A 14,619-nucleotide genomic window follows, 5' to 3' on the forward strand; every position below is an offset into this window, starting at 1 on the left:
TTAGTCGGTGAAGCATCCCATGCTGCATGTTTTGTACCTGGTCCATGATCTCTGCGACCCGGCTACCAGCCGGCGTGTCGCCATGCTGGAGGCCGGCGGCGCGCGCGTCACGCTGGCCGGATTCCGGCGGCGCGAAACCTTGCCCGATTTCGGCGGCATAACCCCGCTCGACCTCGGCATGACGGGCGACCGCGCCTTCGGCCAGCGCCTCGTCGCGGTGGGCAAGGCCGCGCTGACGCTCGGCGCGAAGCTCAAGGGCGTGGCAAGGCCGGACGTCATCATCGGCCGCAATCTCGAAATGCTGGCGCTGGCCAACCGGGCGCGGGCGATCTTCGGGGCGGACGTGCCCGTCGTCTACGAATGCCTCGACATCCACCGGCTGCTGCTGGGGCAGGGCGGCGTGTCCAGGGCAATGCGCGGCGCGGAAAGGTTCTTCGGCCGCAATGCAGCGCTTCTCATGACCAGTTCGCCGGCCTTCGTGCGCGACTATTTCGAAGCCTACGGCCAGTCGGGGGCGCCGGTCATGCTGCTCCAGAACAAGACGCTGGATCTGTCCGGCGCCGCTTTGGAGGCGGCGCGGCCGGCATCGTTGCCGAAAGATGGCGAGCCGTGGCGGATCGGCTGGTTCGGTGCGCTGCGCTGCGCCAAATCGCTGAAACTGCTCGCGGCCTTCACGCGCGCCATGGAAGGCCGGTTCGAGGTGGTGCTGCGCGGCCGGCCAGCCCATGTCGAGTTCGAAAATTTCGATGGTTTCGTCCGGGATGAGCCCTATCTGCGGTTCGAGGGCGCCTATCGCAATCCCGACGACCTGCCCGCGATCTATGGCGAGGTGCATTTTTCCTGGGCCATCGATTTCTTCGAGGAAGGCATGAATTCCAACTGGCTGCTGCCCAACCGGCTCTATGAGGGCTGCCGCTTCGGCGCGGTTCCGATCGCGATGGAAGGCACGGAGACGGCCCGTTTCCTCGCCGAGCGCCGCCTCGGACTGTCGCTCGACGAGCCGAAGGCCGAGAGGCTCTCTGCCTTGCTCGGAAACATGGATGCCGAAAGTTACGTCGCGCTGCGCGACGCGGTGGCGGCGCAGGATCCGGGCACATGGATTTGCGGCCCTGCCGATTGCCGCAGGCTGGTGGAACGGTTGGGCCGCGTTGCGGGCGGCGTGTACGGCGAAAGCTTCGCGGAGGTCGCGGCATGAGCAGCGAAATCCTCGAAAGACCGGAAATCGAGGTGCGGCCGGCCAATCTCGGCCGCTGCATGGTGGTGATCCCCTGCCTCAACGAGGTGGATCACATCGGCGACCTCATCGACCAGCTTCTTGAGCCGGCCGAGCGGCTCGGCATGAAGATCGTGGTGGCCGACGGCGGCAGCACGGACGGGACGCGCTCGACGGTGCGCGAGATCACCGAGACCGAGCCGCGCGTCGTACTGCTGGAGAATCCGCGTCGCCTGCAAAGTGCTGCGCTCAATCTGGCGGTCGCCGAATTCGGCCATGAAGCCGACTATCTCATCCGCATCGACGCGCATGGCGGCTATCCGGACGATTATTGCGAGCGGCTTCTGGAAGAGGCGCTCGAAACCGGGGCCGATTCGGTCGTGGTTTCCATGGCGACGATGGGGTTCGGCCCGTTCCAGAAAGCGACGGCGGCGGCGCAGAACTCCAAGCTCGGCAATGGCGGCTCGCCGCATCGCGAAGGCGTGCCCGGCCACTGGACCGATCATGGCCATCACGCCCTGATGCGGGTCGAGGCTTTCCGCGCCGTCGGCGGCTACGATGAAAGCTTCAGCCACAACGAGGACGCGGAACTCGACCACCGGCTCGCCGCTGCCGGGTATCGCATCTGGATGACCGACAAGACCTTCATGACCTATTATCCGCGCGCTACGGCGGGCGCGCTGTTCAGGCAATATCTCGGCTACGGCCGGGGCAGGGCCAGGAACATCATCAAGCACGGCACCCAGCTCAAGACCCGCCAGGCGATCCCGCTCCTTGTGCTGCCGGCGGTGGCCGGCACGTCGCTCGCCGTGCTGTCCACGACCGCGCTCATTCCGGCGGCGCTGTGGGCGGCCGCCTGCCTGGGCTATGGCACGTGGATGGCGGTGAGCCAGCGCAATCCCTACGGGCCGCTGGCCGGCGTGTCGGCCATGGTCATGCATCTGGCGTGGTCGACCGGCTTCTGGCTGGAATATCTCAAGGCGTGGCGGCAGCAGCCCTGGAAGAAGCGGGAGGCGCCGGCCGCATGACCAACCGTCCCGCAAGCCCCGGCATGACGGCGGTCGATATCTGCGTATGCACCTATCGCCGGCCCTATCTTGAGCAGACGCTGCGCTCGCTTGCCGCCCTCGAACTGCCGGCGGCGCTTCGGGCGCGGGTGATCGTGGCCGACAACGACAGCGGGCCGAGCGCGCGCGAACTGGTCGAGGCGATGGCCAAGGAACTGCCGTTCGAGCTTCGCTATGTCCATTGCCCCGCATCGAACATCTCGCTTGCCCGCAACGCCTGCCTCGATGCCGCGGAGGGGGATTTCCTGGCCTTCATCGACGACGATTCCACCGTCTCGCCGCAGTGGCTGGCCCGCCTGGTCGAAATGGCGACGGACTCCGGCGCCGACGCGGTGCTCGGCCCTGTGCGCGCGGCCTATCCGCCATCCGCGCCGGCCTGGATGCGGCGCGGCGATTTCCACTCGACCGGGCCCGTGCGGGTCGGCGGCGAAATCCGCACCGGCTACAGCGGCAACGTGCTGCTTGCCCGGGCCTCCGCCCATGTGAAGGGCCGGCGCTTCAATCTGGCGCTCGGGCGCAGCGGCGGCGAGGACACGGAATATTTCTCCCAGCTCCACCGTTCAGGCGGCAAGATCGCCTATGCGCCGGACGCCGTGGCCTATGAGCCGGTCACGGACGAACGGGCGCGCTTTTCATGGCTGGCGAAGCGGCGCTTCCGTTCGGGCCAGACCCATGGCCGGTTGCTGGCGAGCCGGCATCGCGCCCTGCCGCAGGCCTGCCTGGCCGCGGCCAAGGCGGCTTTCAGTTTCGGCGCGGCTGTCGTCTTCGCGGCCATTGCGCACCGGCGCAACAGGCAGGCGCTGCGGGGCGTCATGCATGCGGGCGTGGTCAGCGGCCTGCTCGGCCTGCGCGAAATCCGCCTCTATGGCGACGATCCGGCGAAAGGGCAGACCCATGCAGCCTGACGTCTCCTTCGTGATCGCGGCCTACAACGCCGAAAACGGTATCGCACGGGCTGTCGAAAGCGCGCTGGCGCAGCGGGACGTCACGGTCGAGGTCGTCGTGGTGGACGATTGCTCGCGCGATCGCACGGTCGAGATCGCCCGGGCTTTCCCGCCGGAACAGGTCAGAGTGATCGCGCTCGACGAAAATCGCGGGCCGGGCGGCGCGCGCAATGCGGGGTTCGATGCCGCCACCGGACGCTGGATCGCTGTGCTCGATTCGGACGACACCGTGCATCCCGGCAGGCTGCGGTGCTTGATCGACCGCGCCGAGGCGGCGGATGCCCAGATCGTCGTGGACAATATCGAAGTGGTCGAAGAACCGGACGGGCGGCAGGCCATGTTCGACACGGATTTCCTCGAAGCCTGCCCCACGCTCGGCCTCGCCGACTTCATCGCCGGCAACATCATGTTCGAGGGCAGGTTCTCCTTCGGCTATGTGAAACCGGTCTTCGAACGCACGTTCCTGAAGCGCCAGGGGCTGCGCTACGACGAGACGCTGCGCATCGGCGAGGACTACGTTCTCCTGGCTTCGGCCCTCGGGCGCGGCGGCCATTGCGTGGTCGAGCCGCGCGCCGGCTACAGCTACCACATCCGCGGCGGGTCGATCTCGCGCGTGCTGGAACTACATCACGTGGAGGCGATGTTGCGGGCCGATGCCGAGTTCGTGCGTACGCACCGGCTCGATCCGCAAGCGGCCGCCGCGCAGGCGCGGCGTACCAGGAGCCTTCGGCAGGCGGCGTCCTTCCTGTTGCTGGTGCGCCAGTTGAAGGAAGGCACGCCGTTGCGGGCGGCAGGCACGGCACTGCGCGATCCGGCGGCGCTGCGGCATCTCAGGATGCCCATCGCGGCACGGCTTCAGCGGCTGGCATCGTCCTTGCGGCCGGCCAAGGCCGCGTCGGAAGCCTGACGCGCAACGATCCGAATTCGGCGGGGATCCGATTCAACGAGGAAAGATGGGAATGAGAAAAGTCAAAAAGGCGGTGATTCCGGTCGCGGGGCTCGGCACGCGGTTCCTTCCGGCGACCAAGGCCATGCCCAAGGAGATGCTGACCGTGGTGGACCGCCCGGTCGTGCAATATGCGGTCGACGAGGCGCTGGAAGCCGGCATCGAGCACATCGTGTTCGTTACCGGGCGCAACAAGCATGTCATCGAGGACTATTTCGACATCCAGCCGGAACTGCTCGACACGCTGACCCGCTCCGGCAAGCACGAGCAGCTCGCCTCGCTGAACCGGCTGCAGCCGCAGCCCGGCACCATCTCCTTCACCCGCCAGCAGGCGCCGCACGGCCTTGGCCATGCGGTGTGGTGCGCCCGCGACATCGTCGGCGACGAACCCTTCGCGCTCCTGCTGCCGGACATGGTTTCCTTCGGCGAGAAGGGGTGCCTGTCGGGCGTGATGGACCTCTACGAGCAGACCGGCGGCAACGTCGTCGCCGTCGAGCAGTGCGATCCGATGGAGACGGGCAGCTACGGCATCGTCGGCAAGGGCGCCAGGGTGGGACCGGGCTTCGCCATCACCGGAATGGTCGAAAAGCCGGCGCCGGAGGCGGCGCCCTCGAACTACTACATCAACGGCCGCTACGTGCTTCAGCCCGACATCTTCGACCTGCTGGACACGCAGGAGCGCGGCGCCGGCAACGAGATCCAGCTCACCGACGCCATGGTGCGGCTGGCGACCAGCCAGGAATTCTTCGCCTCGCCGTTCGAGGGGCGCATGTTCGACTGCGGCTCCAAGGACGGCTTCATCCAGGCCAACGTCGCCTTCGCGCTCGCCCGCGACGACATTCGCGGCATGGTGCTTGAACCGATCGAGGAGATGATCGTTTCCCGCAGACGCCGCATCCAGGCGGCCTGAACAACGGACGGACGACACGGCCGCGGCGCCAGCCGCCGCGTCCGGCATTTCAATGAAAGCGACGCTGACAGGCAAGCTCATGAACCATGGAAGTTTCCCATTGAAGAACCGGGGCATGATGCCTGCTGCGGGCACGGACGAGTTCCTCGATCTGGACATGCTCGTCGCGGCGGCGCGGCGGCGGATGCGGCTCGTCGGCCTGTTCGCGGTGCTGGGCCTGATCCTGGGCGCGCTCTACCTGGTGTTCACGCCGGCCATCTACACGGCCTCCACCCGTATCCTGCTGGACGACAGCCTGACCAAATTCGCCGAGGACAAGCAGCCGCCGGCGGCAGGCGCGCAGGCCGACGCCATGGTGCTGAGCGAGGTCGAGATCCTGAAGTCCAGCCGTCTCGCCCGCGCCGTGGTGATGTCGCAGAAGCTTCAGGACAACGAGGAATTCCTCGATCCGCCGCGTTCGCCGATTGCCTGGCTGAAGGGGGCGGTGAAATCCGTCGCCGGTCTGTTCTCTTCGCCCCCGCCGCAATCGGCCGGCTCGGTCGAGAATGCCAAGATAGGCAAGGCGGCGGCGTTGCTGCAGGCCGGGCTGACGGCCGAGCGCGTCGGCCGAAGCCTCGTCATCGAGCTGTCCTTCGAGGACCATGATCCCAAGCTCGCCGGCGCGATCACGCGCGCCTATGCGGATGCGTATCTGTCCGACCATCTCGACGCCAATTTCGACGCGACCGAGCGCGCCACCGTGTGGCTGCAGGGGCGCTTGAACGATCTGCGCGACAGTTCCCAGAAGGCGGCGCTCGAAGTCGCGCAGTTCAGGGCCAAGACCGGCCTGACGGCGGCGCGCGGCGAGCTGATGTCGGAGCAGCAGCTTTCGGACCTGAACAGCCAGCTCATCCTTGCACAGGCCGACACGGCCAACGCCTTCGCCCGCTACAACCAGTTCAAGGCCATCCTGGACAGCGGTCCGGACAACGCGGTCAAGAACGCCACGATCCCGCCGGAAAAGGGCACGAACGGCAACAACACCACCGTCATCAACGACATGAAGTCCCGTTATCTCGGCATGTCCAAGCGGGAGCAGGACATTTCGAGCCGCTTCGGCGAGGACCATCCGCAGGCGGTGGCCTTGCGCCGCGAAGAGGCGGACCTGACCAAGCAGATCTTCGCCGAACTGCAGCGCCTGACCGAGAGCTACCGCAACGAATATGAGGTGGCCAAGTCGCGCGAGGACTCGCTGCGGACCAATGTCGCCGATCTTTCCGGCAAGAACTCCAAGACCGGCAAGGACCAGGTGGAACTGAGCAACCTGGAGCAGAAGTCGCAGGCGCTCTCGACACTCTACCAGGCCTTCCTGGCGCGCTACGAGCAGGCCTCGCAGCAGCGCTCCTTCCCGATCGCCGAAGCGCGGATCATTTCACAGGCGGACGATCCGGTCTCGCCGTCGAGCCCGCGCAAGACCATGGTTCTGGGCCTTTCGCTGGTGCTCGGCATTTTCGCGGGCATCGCCGGCGGCGCGATCCAGGAATTCCGCGAGCGCTTCTTCCGCACAGGCGACGACGTGCGCGATTCGCTCGACATGAACTTCCTCGGCTACCTGCCCATGATCGGCAACCGGCTGGTCGAAGCCGGCCGCAAGACCGCGTCCGACGCCGAGAACGCGGGCAGGCAGCCTAGCCCGGAAACGGTCACGCCGCGCATGCTGCGGGTGGCGATCAACGCGCCAAGCTCGTCCTTCGCCGAAACCTTGCGCAATGTGAAACTGGCAAGCGACGTCGTGCTGCACCACAATCCGTGCAAGGTGATCGGTTTCGCTTCGGTGCTGCCGCGCGAGGGCAAGACCACGGCGGCCGCGAATTTCGCCGGCCTGCTGGCCGCGAACGGCGCGCGCACTTTGCTGATCGATGCCGACCTGCGCAATCCGGGCCTCAGCCGCAGCCTGCCCCTGCTGCCCGAGCGGGGGCTGGTGGAAGCGATCGTCGGCGAAATCCGCTGGCAGAACGCCTGCCTGACCGACCGTAAGACGAGGCTGACCATCCTGCCCACGGTCGGGCGCCGCAGGCTGTCGCACACCAGCGAGCTGATCTCCGGGCAGGGCATGGCCAGCCTGCTCGAAGACATGCGCAATTCCTTCGACTACATCGTGGTGGACCTGCCGCCGCTCGGCCCGGTCGTGGACGCCAAGGCCTTCGCGCCTCTGGCCGACGGTTTCGTGCTGGTGGCCGAGTGGGGCGCGACGCCGCGCGTTCTCGTGCGCTCGGTGCTGCAGACGGAACGCCAGATCGCCGCCAAGACGCTCGGCATGGTGCTCAACAAGACCGATATGAAGAAGCTCGACCGCTACGGCCAGCTCGGCGGCGCCGAGAAATATCTCGACCGTTACGGTTCCTATTATATCGAAGAGACCGCGGCGGGCGGGAAGGCCAACCGCATGGAGACGGCGTGATTCCAGGCACGCACGGCTTTACCGCGCAGGCTTCAGTTGCCGAGATATCGGCCCTTGTCCTGCCAGATGCGCAGGCCGGTCAGGCGACCGGTGAAGAACGCGCCGGTGTCGAGGTTGACCCTCATGCCGTCGCGCCTCGCCTCCTCGATGGGGGTGTGGCCATGCACGACATAATGGGTCAGCAGGTGGGCGCGTTCGAAAAAGGCGGAGCGGATGAACACCAGGTCCGTGTCCGTCTGCCTGTCGAGCGCGACGCCGGGCCGGATGCCGGCATGGACGAAAACATATCTTCCCGCTTCCACGAGCACCGGCAGGGAACGCAGGAAGGCGACATGGTCCGGCGGGATCGCGTCGCGGATCGCCTCGTCGATCTGCCGCTCGTCCCGGTAGAGGTCGAGCAGCCGCCGGTGGTCGATGCCATAGGAGAGCAATGTCGGCTCGCCGCCGATACGAAGCCATGATTGCAGGCTGGTTCGCCCATCCAGATAGTCCAGCATGGCGATCTCGTGATTGCCGGCCAGGCAGATTCGTTCGAAGCCTGGCGGCGGCGGCGCGACCAGATGGTCGAGGACCTGCGCCGAGGCGGGGCCCCTGTCGACATAGTCGCCGAGCATCAGGATCAGCTTGGCCACGGGCAATGTCGAGGCGTCTTCGGCGATGTTCCTTTCGAGCGCCAGCAGCTCGTCAAGGCAGCCATGCACGTCACCGACCGCATAGACGGCCGTGCCGCTCAGGTCGAGCTTCAGCCGAGGTCGCGGGTCCCGCTCGCGCGTCCTGCCCCGTCCGAAAAGCTGTCCGAGGCGCATCATCCGCAGGAGCGAGCCCGCCGGCCGCAGCAAGGCATGAGGGCCTGCTCCGTCTGGGCGGCCGGCCATCGCCGGCCTTCGCCGCACCGGCAGGCAAAGCTTTCCGAACATACCGGCATCGTCTGCGTCTCCGTGCGCGCCTCATCGTCGGCCGTCCTGCGACCGTAGCTCCGAATAGCTTGCACCATCAAACCCTTCAAGGAGAGGGAACTTGAAGAACAATACCCTTCAACCCGCCATTGCCCGCGTGCCGCCCGAACTTTCCGAGCGCGTCAGGATTGCCCGTTTCCTCTGCATCTTCCTGATGATGTTCGTTCACGTCCAGGCGGGAATTGCCGAGAACGTCTATGACCGCGACGCCGGCGTCTTCGACATCGTCTATTTCGTGTTTTCGCGGCTGCTGGGGCTCAGCTCGGTTTCGCTTCTCAGCGTCGTTTCCGGCTATTTCATCGTCTCCAGCCTCGCCAAGGCAGGTGCGTGGCGATTGAGCCTGTCGAAGCTGCGCACGCTCGTCGTGCCGCTGGTGGCCTGGAACCTGCTCATGCTGGCGCTGCTGGCGGTCTATGGGCTGCTGACCGGCAAATGGCAGGACATGCCCGAGCTGTCGGTCATGGGGCTGGCCGACGCCATCCTGGCGCTCGTCAACTGGCCGGTGGACGTGCCGCTCTGGTTCCTGCGCGATCTGTTCGTCTGCTGCCTGCTTTCGCCGCTGCTCTATGCGGGGCTGAAGCGGCTTCCCGTCGTGACGATCCTGGCACTGGTCGTCTTCATGGTGTTCGGCGACGGGTGGTTCATCATGCAGCGGCCCCAACTGCTGCTGTTCTTCGGACTCGGCATGTGGCTGCGCATCGCCAATCCGGAAATGCACACGATAGACCGTGTGGCGCGCCTGCTGGCGGTCGGGCTCGCGGTCATGATCGCCGTGTTCCTGACGATCCGGTTTCAACGCATCCTGCTCAGCGAAATGGATGAGACGCTGAGGCTTGCGCTCGACACGCTGCTTCGCGTCACAATGGCGGGCGGCTTCTGGCTGTTCACCGGGGCGATCAGGCATTCCATGCTGGCCAGCCTGTGCATGAGGATGGAGCCCTATGCGTTCTTCCTGTTCTGCAGCCACGCGATCCTGTTCAATTTCGGCGGCATGGCCTTCCGCCGCTTCTTCGGCAATTACGGGTCGGACCTGTTTCCGGTCACCTTCTTCTCGCTGCCCGTCATCGCCGTGTTCTGCGCGGTGGCCGGCCTGCAGACAATACGCGGGTCGCGCGTGCTGCTGTTCCTTTTCAACGCCGGGCATGGCGTGCCGCCGCTGAGGCAATCGCCGCAGAAAGACCGGGTGCCGGAGCGAAGTCGCACCGGGTCGCCCGATCAAATGGCGCTCAGGCGCGGGAAGGGCTAGCTTCCGTTCACCAGGCCGAGGATCAGGCGCTGGATGGTGCCGCCTTCGCCGTGCTCGACGCGGTCGAACTCACGGCTGCGCCGCCGCTGTTCCTGCGACAGTTCGGACAGCCGCCCGGTCAGCATCTGGCGGATCTTGCGGCAATCCGGATCGTCGGGAACGGTAAGGCCGACGCTGTATTGCTCGATGGCCCTGACCATGTCCTTGATCGTCTCGCCATGCACCTGCTCATGCGCGCGCATGCCGGCAAGGAAAATGTCCCAGCGCTTCTGCGTCGCCGGGTCCAGATGCCCGCCGGGCCGCGGCAGCGTATAGGTGATGACAAGTTTCGGCCGTGCGGACACGAGGGTGCAGGCGCCGTTGCGAGGCACATAGTTGCGCGACCAGGTCAGCTTGAAATTGGTGTGCGCGATCGTGCGTACCTTGTCGCCGACGAGGGGCCCCCGCTCGCCGATCGAGGCGTAGAGCTCGGGTCCGGTGGCGCCGGCGATGGCATAGGTCTCGACCTTCTCGACCGCCTTCCACGCCGCCTGCGCCATTGCAGGGGCTGGAGCAAGAAGCACCGCCGAAAGAAGGCACAGCCCGATTCCCGCTCCGAGAGGCAACTTCCCGGCCGGGGAGGGTCGTATCGGGGTCGAAACGACGGACAGTCTTCGCGGCAACCGCACGATCCTTGCGCCGCCTATCCGGAAGTCTTGGCCTGCCAGGCCTTCAGCGCATCGTCGAACACCTTTTCGCCGGGAATGCCCTTTTCCATGGTCAGCAGGGCGCGGCGGCCGGATTTGTAGACGACGGGAATGTCGATCCAGTCCTGCTTACGCAGCAGCGTCAGGTTGGCGTCCTCGTCGGCCTTGGTGTCGTTCAGCGCGACCAGGAAGAAGCCGTCGCCAATCTTGGCCGGAATGCCGATCAGCGGGCTGCCGGCCTCCTGCTCGGTGCCCTTCATGGCGATGCGCAGCACGTTGTCGATGCCGCCGCCCTCGAACCCGTCAGGCGTCAGGAAGATCATCTCGATGATGTGGCTGGCCGGCAAGGTCTGGTCCGTGTTGCGGCGGATGGTCATGCGCAACTGGATATTCTTGCCGGGGATGGTCGCCTCGGCGTGGATCGTGGGCTCGGGCGGAGCGTCGCCGCCCGGCGATTCCTGGACCAGCGACCAGACGATGTTGCCCGGCTCGGCCGAACCCTCGGAAACGTTGGTGCGCTCCTCGTAGAAGATCGCCTTCTGGCCGACCGCCAGTTGCTGCTGGTTGTTCGGCGCGGCGCCCGCCGCTGGCGGTGTCGCCGTGGGCGACGGCTGTTGGGCCGCGGGTGCCATGGCCGGCGGCTGGGTGGTGAGCGCCACGATGGAGGTGCCTTCACCCACGCCATTGGCGCCGCTGGCGGGGCCGGGATCGGTCTCCTTGCCGTCAGGCAGCAGCCTTTGCGTGAATTTGGTCGGCTGGCTGGTCTCGCCGCTCGGCTCCGGCGTGGCGGCAGACGGCGCCGCTCCGGATGCGGGCGCGGGTTGCGCCGGTTTGGCGGGCGTGCCCGGCTGCGCAGGTTTGGAATCGGCCGTCTGCTTCGCCGGTTCGCTTGCCGGGGTGCCGGACTTGCCCGACCACCACGCATAGCCGACGCCTCCGGCGACCAGGACGATCAGGCCGGCCGCGACCAGCCGGCCGTAGCCGCGCTTCGGCCTGTCATACGGGGCCTCGGTTCGGGTCTCGTCGTCGTCGGAGAAGGCGAAATCCCGGTCGTGTACCTCCGGGCCGAGGCTTGCGGCTGCATCGTCCTCGGTCTCAGGTCCGGGGCCGCCGGTCTTTGCCGATGACGGCTCCCGGTCGGGCTCCCATCCGGGGGCCTCCGGGGCCCTCGGCGGGGGCATCGGAATGGCTTCCGTCTTCGGGCGCGGCCATACCGGCCCCGATACCGTCAGTTCCTGGCCGTCCGGAACGGGCGGCTTTGGCGTCTCGGCCCTTGCCGGCTCGGGCCTGGGCTCCGTCGGGACCGGCAGGGTGCGCGCAGGCTCGCTGCTTGTCGGCGCTGGCCTGGCCGGTTCGGTTCTGGCCGGTTCGTTTCTGGCAGGTTCCGGCTTCGCCGGCTCGACCTTCGCGCCAGGCCGCACGTGGTTGGGCTGGTTCCTGTTGCGGTCGATGGAGGAGAATATGTTCTCCAGCTCGGCCAGCGGATCGATGGCGGGCGCGGGCTTGGCGTAGTCGCGCTCCACCGAGGCGATGGCGTCCTCCAGCGCGCGCTTCTGGCGCTCGGCCATGGCGGCGGGTGGCGGTGGGTCGATCGCCGCCAGTTTCGCCGCGATGGTGGAGCGCGCCTTGTCGTACACCCTGGCGCGGATTTCCGGTGTCGTCTCGCCGAGGCCGTCGAGCGTCTTTTTCAGAACCGCAACGAAATCTGCCATGCTTCCAATCGACCTGCGTTGCCCGGCCGGTCTGCCTCGACCGGCAAGCTTCGGGAAATATTCGAAAAACTAGTCCTGGAATGGATCAGTCACAAGTATCGTGTCCTCCCGCTCCGGACTTGTGGACAAGAGCGCGACCGGCGCGCCGATCAATTCCTCGATATAGCGCACATATTTCACGGCTTGCGCCGGCAGGTCGTTCCAGCTGCGGGCGCCGGCGGTGGTGCCCTTCCAGCCTTCGAGCGTCTCGTAGATCGGCTCGACGCGTGCCTGCGCGCCCTGGCTCGCCGGCAGATAGTCGATCTCCTCGCCGTCCAGCCTGTAGCCGGTGCAGACCTTGATCTCGTCCAGCCCGTCGAGCACGTCGAGCTTCGTCAGCGCGATGCCGTGGATGCCGTTGACGGCCACGGCCTGACGCACCAGCACGGCGTCGAACCAGCCGCAGCGGCGCTTGCGGCCGGTGACCACGCCGAACTCATGGCCCTTGGTGCCGAGATATTCGCCGACTTCGTTCTTCTGCTCGGTCGGGAAGGGGCCTTCGCCGACGCGGGTGGTGTAGGCCTTGGTGATGCCGAGCACATAGCCGATCGTGCCGGGCCCGACGCCCGCGCCTGCGGCCGCCTGGCCGGCAACCGTGTTGGAGGAGGTCACGAAGGGATAGGTGCCGTGGTCGATGTCCAGCAAGGTCCCTTGCGCGCCCTCGAACAGGATCCGCTCGCCGGCGCGGCGACGATCGTCCAGCACCTTCCAGACGCGGTCCATGTAGGGCAGGATGGCGTCGGCGACCGAGGTCAGCTCGGTCATGATCGTCTCGTGCGAAACTTCGGCATGGCCAAGCCCGCGCCGCACCGCATTATGATGCGTCAGCAGCCGGTCCACTTTCTGCGGCAAAGTTTCCAAGTCCGCCAAATCCATCACCCGCACTGCGCGCCGGCCCACCTTGTCCTCGTAAGCGGGGCCGATGCCGCGGCGGGTCGTGCCGATCTTCGTGCCGGAATTGGAGGCGGCGTCCTCGCGGAATCCGTCCAGTTCCCGGTGCAACGACAGGATAAGCGCGGTGTTTTCGGCGATTTTCAGGCGATCGGGCCCGATCTCGACGCCCTGGTCCTTCAGCTTCTGCACCTCGGCCACGAAAGCGTGCGGGTCGAACACGACGCCGTTGCCGATGATCGACAGCTTGCCCTCGCGCACCACGCCGGACGGCAGCAGGGAGAGCTTGTAGACCTTGCCGTCGACGACCAGCGTGTGGCCGGCATTGTGGCCGCCCTGGAAACGCACCACCACGTCGGCGCGCTCCGAAAGCCAATCAACGATCTTGCCCTTGCCTTCGTCGCCCCATTGCGAGCCGACGACCACCACGTTGGCCATGTCTTCATCCCTTGAAAATACATGCAATCCAGGCGCGAAGCCCGCAACGACTGGCCTCTATAGAGCAAAGGCGCGGAAAGTGCGAACCGCTTTTCGGTCAAATCCGGCATGTGCGCAAAAAGATGGCGAGGCTTTTTGCAGGCCAGGACCAATCCTTTGCGGTGCAGGCATCATTTACGCCTGTGCCTTGCGCGGGCAAGGTGCCGCCGGAGGATTCCGAGCGATGCACCGTAGCGCCTACCCGCTGCTTCTGGCGACCACGCTGTTCTGGGCCGGCAACGCGGTGGCCGGAAAGCTGGCGGTCGGCCATGTTTCGCCGATGCTGCTGACGGAGTTGCGCTGGCTGGTGACCATGATGGTGCTCGCCGTTCTCGGCAGGCGCCGTCTCGCGGCGGACTGGCCGTTGCTGCGTCCCCGGCTGGGGCTGCTGCTGTTCCTGGGGCTGCTCGGCTTCACGGTGTTCAGCGTGGCGATGTACTGCGCGCTGCTCTACACCTCGGCGACCAATGTCAGCATCGAGCAGGGCGGCATGCCTGTGTTCGTCTTCGCCGCGTCCTTCATGCTGTTTCGCACGCGTGCGACCGCCGGCCAGTTGCTCGGCTTCCTGCTTTCCTTCGCCGGCGTGCTGGTGACGGCGACCCATGGCGAGATGCGCAGGCTGCTGCATCTGGACGTGAATTTCGGCGACGCGCTGATGCTGCTCGCCGTCGTCGCCTACGGTCTCTACACGGCCGCCCTGCGGCTTCGGCCACAGGTGCACTGGATGAGCCTGATGACGGTGCTGTGCCTCGGCGCCACGCTCGGCGCCATTCCCTTCGTCGTCGCGGAGGCGGCGGCCGGCGCGCTGATCGTGCCGGATGCGGCCGGGCTCGCCATCGTGGTCTATGTGGCGGCGTTCCCGTCGCTGATCGGGCAAGCGTTCTACATCCGCGCCGTTTCGCTGATCGGGGCCAACCGCGCCGGCCTGTTCATCAATTTCTTGCCGCTGTGGGGCGCGCTGCTGGCCGTGCTCGTGCTGGGCGAGACGTTCCAGCCCTATCATGCGCTCGCGCTCGCACTGGTGCTGGCGGGCGTGGTGCTGGCCGAGTCCAGCGGCCGCAGGCTGGCCGCCGCCGGCTCCTGACATCGGCC

General features: G+C 66.6%; 12 protein-coding genes. 8 read left to right on the forward strand and 4 right to left on the reverse strand.

Going from position 1 to position 14,619, the window contains the following annotated elements; all coding sequences use genetic code 11:
* The first annotated feature begins 19 nt into the window (after positions 1-19).
* From QU595_RS18390 to QU595_RS18415, 6 genes are all read left to right on the forward strand, one after another.
* The gene (locus tag QU595_RS18390) at positions 20-1,195 is read left to right on the forward strand and encodes a glycosyltransferase (RefSeq protein WP_315924576.1); all 1,176 of its coding nucleotides are present in this window, start codon (positions 20-22) and stop codon (positions 1,193-1,195) included.
* Complete coding sequence (locus QU595_RS18395; RefSeq protein WP_315924578.1) at positions 1,192-2,241, forward strand: glycosyltransferase family 2 protein; 1,050 nt, start codon at positions 1,192-1,194, stop codon at positions 2,239-2,241. The genes QU595_RS18390 and QU595_RS18395 overlap by 4 nt, the downstream gene beginning before the upstream one ends.
* Positions 2,238-3,185, forward strand: a complete 948-nt coding sequence (locus QU595_RS18400; RefSeq protein ID WP_315924580.1) for a glycosyltransferase — start codon at positions 2,238-2,240, stop codon at positions 3,183-3,185. The genes QU595_RS18395 and QU595_RS18400 overlap by 4 nt, the downstream gene beginning before the upstream one ends.
* Positions 3,175-4,131: a glycosyltransferase family 2 protein gene (locus QU595_RS18405; protein WP_315924582.1), complete on the forward strand. Its 957-nt coding sequence runs from the start codon at positions 3,175-3,177 to the stop codon at positions 4,129-4,131. Before QU595_RS18400 ends, QU595_RS18405 begins: the two co-directional genes overlap by 11 nt.
* Before the next feature lie 52 nt (positions 4,132-4,183).
* A complete protein-coding gene (locus QU595_RS18410) occupies positions 4,184-5,080 on the forward strand; it encodes a UTP--glucose-1-phosphate uridylyltransferase (protein ID WP_315924584.1) in 897 nt (298 codons plus the stop codon).
* A 115-nt stretch (positions 5,081-5,195) separates the two neighbouring features.
* Positions 5,196-7,520, forward strand: coding sequence for a polysaccharide biosynthesis tyrosine autokinase (locus QU595_RS18415; RefSeq protein WP_315924586.1), 2,325 nt, complete (start codon positions 5,196-5,198; stop codon positions 7,518-7,520).
* A 32-nt stretch (positions 7,521-7,552) separates the two neighbouring features.
* On the opposite strand, the gene QU595_RS18420 is transcribed toward QU595_RS18415, so the two are convergent.
* Entirely contained in the window at positions 7,553-8,395 is an 843-nt protein-coding gene (locus QU595_RS18420) for a metallophosphoesterase family protein (RefSeq protein WP_315924588.1), read from the reverse strand.
* Positions 8,396-8,537: 142 nt separating this feature from the next.
* Between QU595_RS18420 and QU595_RS18425 the strand changes: the two genes are divergently transcribed.
* Positions 8,538-9,722 (forward strand): acyltransferase, encoded by a 1,185-nt coding sequence (locus QU595_RS18425; RefSeq protein ID WP_315924590.1) that lies wholly within the window; start codon positions 8,538-8,540, stop codon positions 9,720-9,722.
* Here QU595_RS18425 and QU595_RS18430 read toward each other — a convergent pair.
* The 3 genes from QU595_RS18430 to QU595_RS18440 all read right to left on the reverse strand — a co-directional run bounded on the left by QU595_RS18430 (position 9,719) and on the right by QU595_RS18440 (position 13,488).
* Positions 9,719-10,261, reverse strand: coding sequence for a DUF922 domain-containing Zn-dependent protease (locus QU595_RS18430; protein WP_315924592.1), 543 nt, complete (start codon positions 10,259-10,261; stop codon positions 9,719-9,721). The two genes, QU595_RS18425 and QU595_RS18430, sit on opposite strands and share 4 nt — an antisense overlap.
* 143 nt (positions 10,262-10,404) lie before the next feature.
* Positions 10,405-12,120, reverse strand: coding sequence for a hypothetical protein (locus QU595_RS18435; protein WP_315924594.1), 1,716 nt, complete (start codon positions 12,118-12,120; stop codon positions 10,405-10,407).
* Between the two features lie 69 nt (positions 12,121-12,189).
* Positions 12,190-13,488: an adenylosuccinate synthase gene (locus tag QU595_RS18440; RefSeq protein WP_315924596.1), complete on the reverse strand. Its 1,299-nt coding sequence runs from the start codon at positions 13,486-13,488 to the stop codon at positions 12,190-12,192.
* Between the two features lie 223 nt (positions 13,489-13,711).
* Between QU595_RS18440 and QU595_RS18445 the strand changes: the two genes are divergently transcribed.
* Positions 13,712-14,611, forward strand: coding sequence for a DMT family transporter (locus QU595_RS18445; protein WP_315924597.1), 900 nt, complete (start codon positions 13,712-13,714; stop codon positions 14,609-14,611).
* Positions 14,612-14,619: the final 8 nt, after the last annotated feature.

It is taken from the genome of Mesorhizobium sp. SP-1A, assembly GCF_032460275.1.
Taxonomy (GTDB): domain Bacteria; phylum Pseudomonadota; class Alphaproteobacteria; order Rhizobiales; family Rhizobiaceae; genus Mesorhizobium.

Coding starts and splice junctions, on each gene's coding strand:
- QU595_RS18405 (WP_315924582.1), top strand. CDS start 3,175: ATGCAGCCTGACGTCTCCTTCGTGATCGCGGCCTACAACGCCGAAAAC.
- QU595_RS18415 (WP_315924586.1), top strand. CDS start 5,196: ATGATGCCTGCTGCGGGCACGGACGAGTTCCTCGATCTGGACATGCTC.
- QU595_RS18435 (WP_315924594.1), bottom strand. CDS start 12,120: ATGGCAGATTTCGTTGCGGTTCTGAAAAAGACGCTCGACGGCCTCGGC.
- QU595_RS18430 (WP_315924592.1), bottom strand. CDS start 10,261: ATGGCGCAGGCGGCGTGGAAGGCGGTCGAGAAGGTCGAGACCTATGCC.
- QU595_RS18445 (WP_315924597.1), top strand. CDS start 13,712: ATGCACCGTAGCGCCTACCCGCTGCTTCTGGCGACCACGCTGTTCTGG.
- QU595_RS18400 (WP_315924580.1), top strand. CDS start 2,238: ATGACCAACCGTCCCGCAAGCCCCGGCATGACGGCGGTCGATATCTGC.
- QU595_RS18410 (WP_315924584.1), top strand. CDS start 4,184: ATGAGAAAAGTCAAAAAGGCGGTGATTCCGGTCGCGGGGCTCGGCACG.
- QU595_RS18395 (WP_315924578.1), top strand. CDS start 1,192: ATGAGCAGCGAAATCCTCGAAAGACCGGAAATCGAGGTGCGGCCGGCC.
- QU595_RS18440 (WP_315924596.1), bottom strand. CDS start 13,488: ATGGCCAACGTGGTGGTCGTCGGCTCGCAATGGGGCGACGAAGGCAAG.
- QU595_RS18420 (WP_315924588.1), bottom strand. CDS start 8,395: ATGGCCGGCCGCCCAGACGGAGCAGGCCCTCATGCCTTGCTGCGGCCG.
- QU595_RS18390 (WP_315924576.1), top strand. CDS start 20: ATGCTGCATGTTTTGTACCTGGTCCATGATCTCTGCGACCCGGCTACC.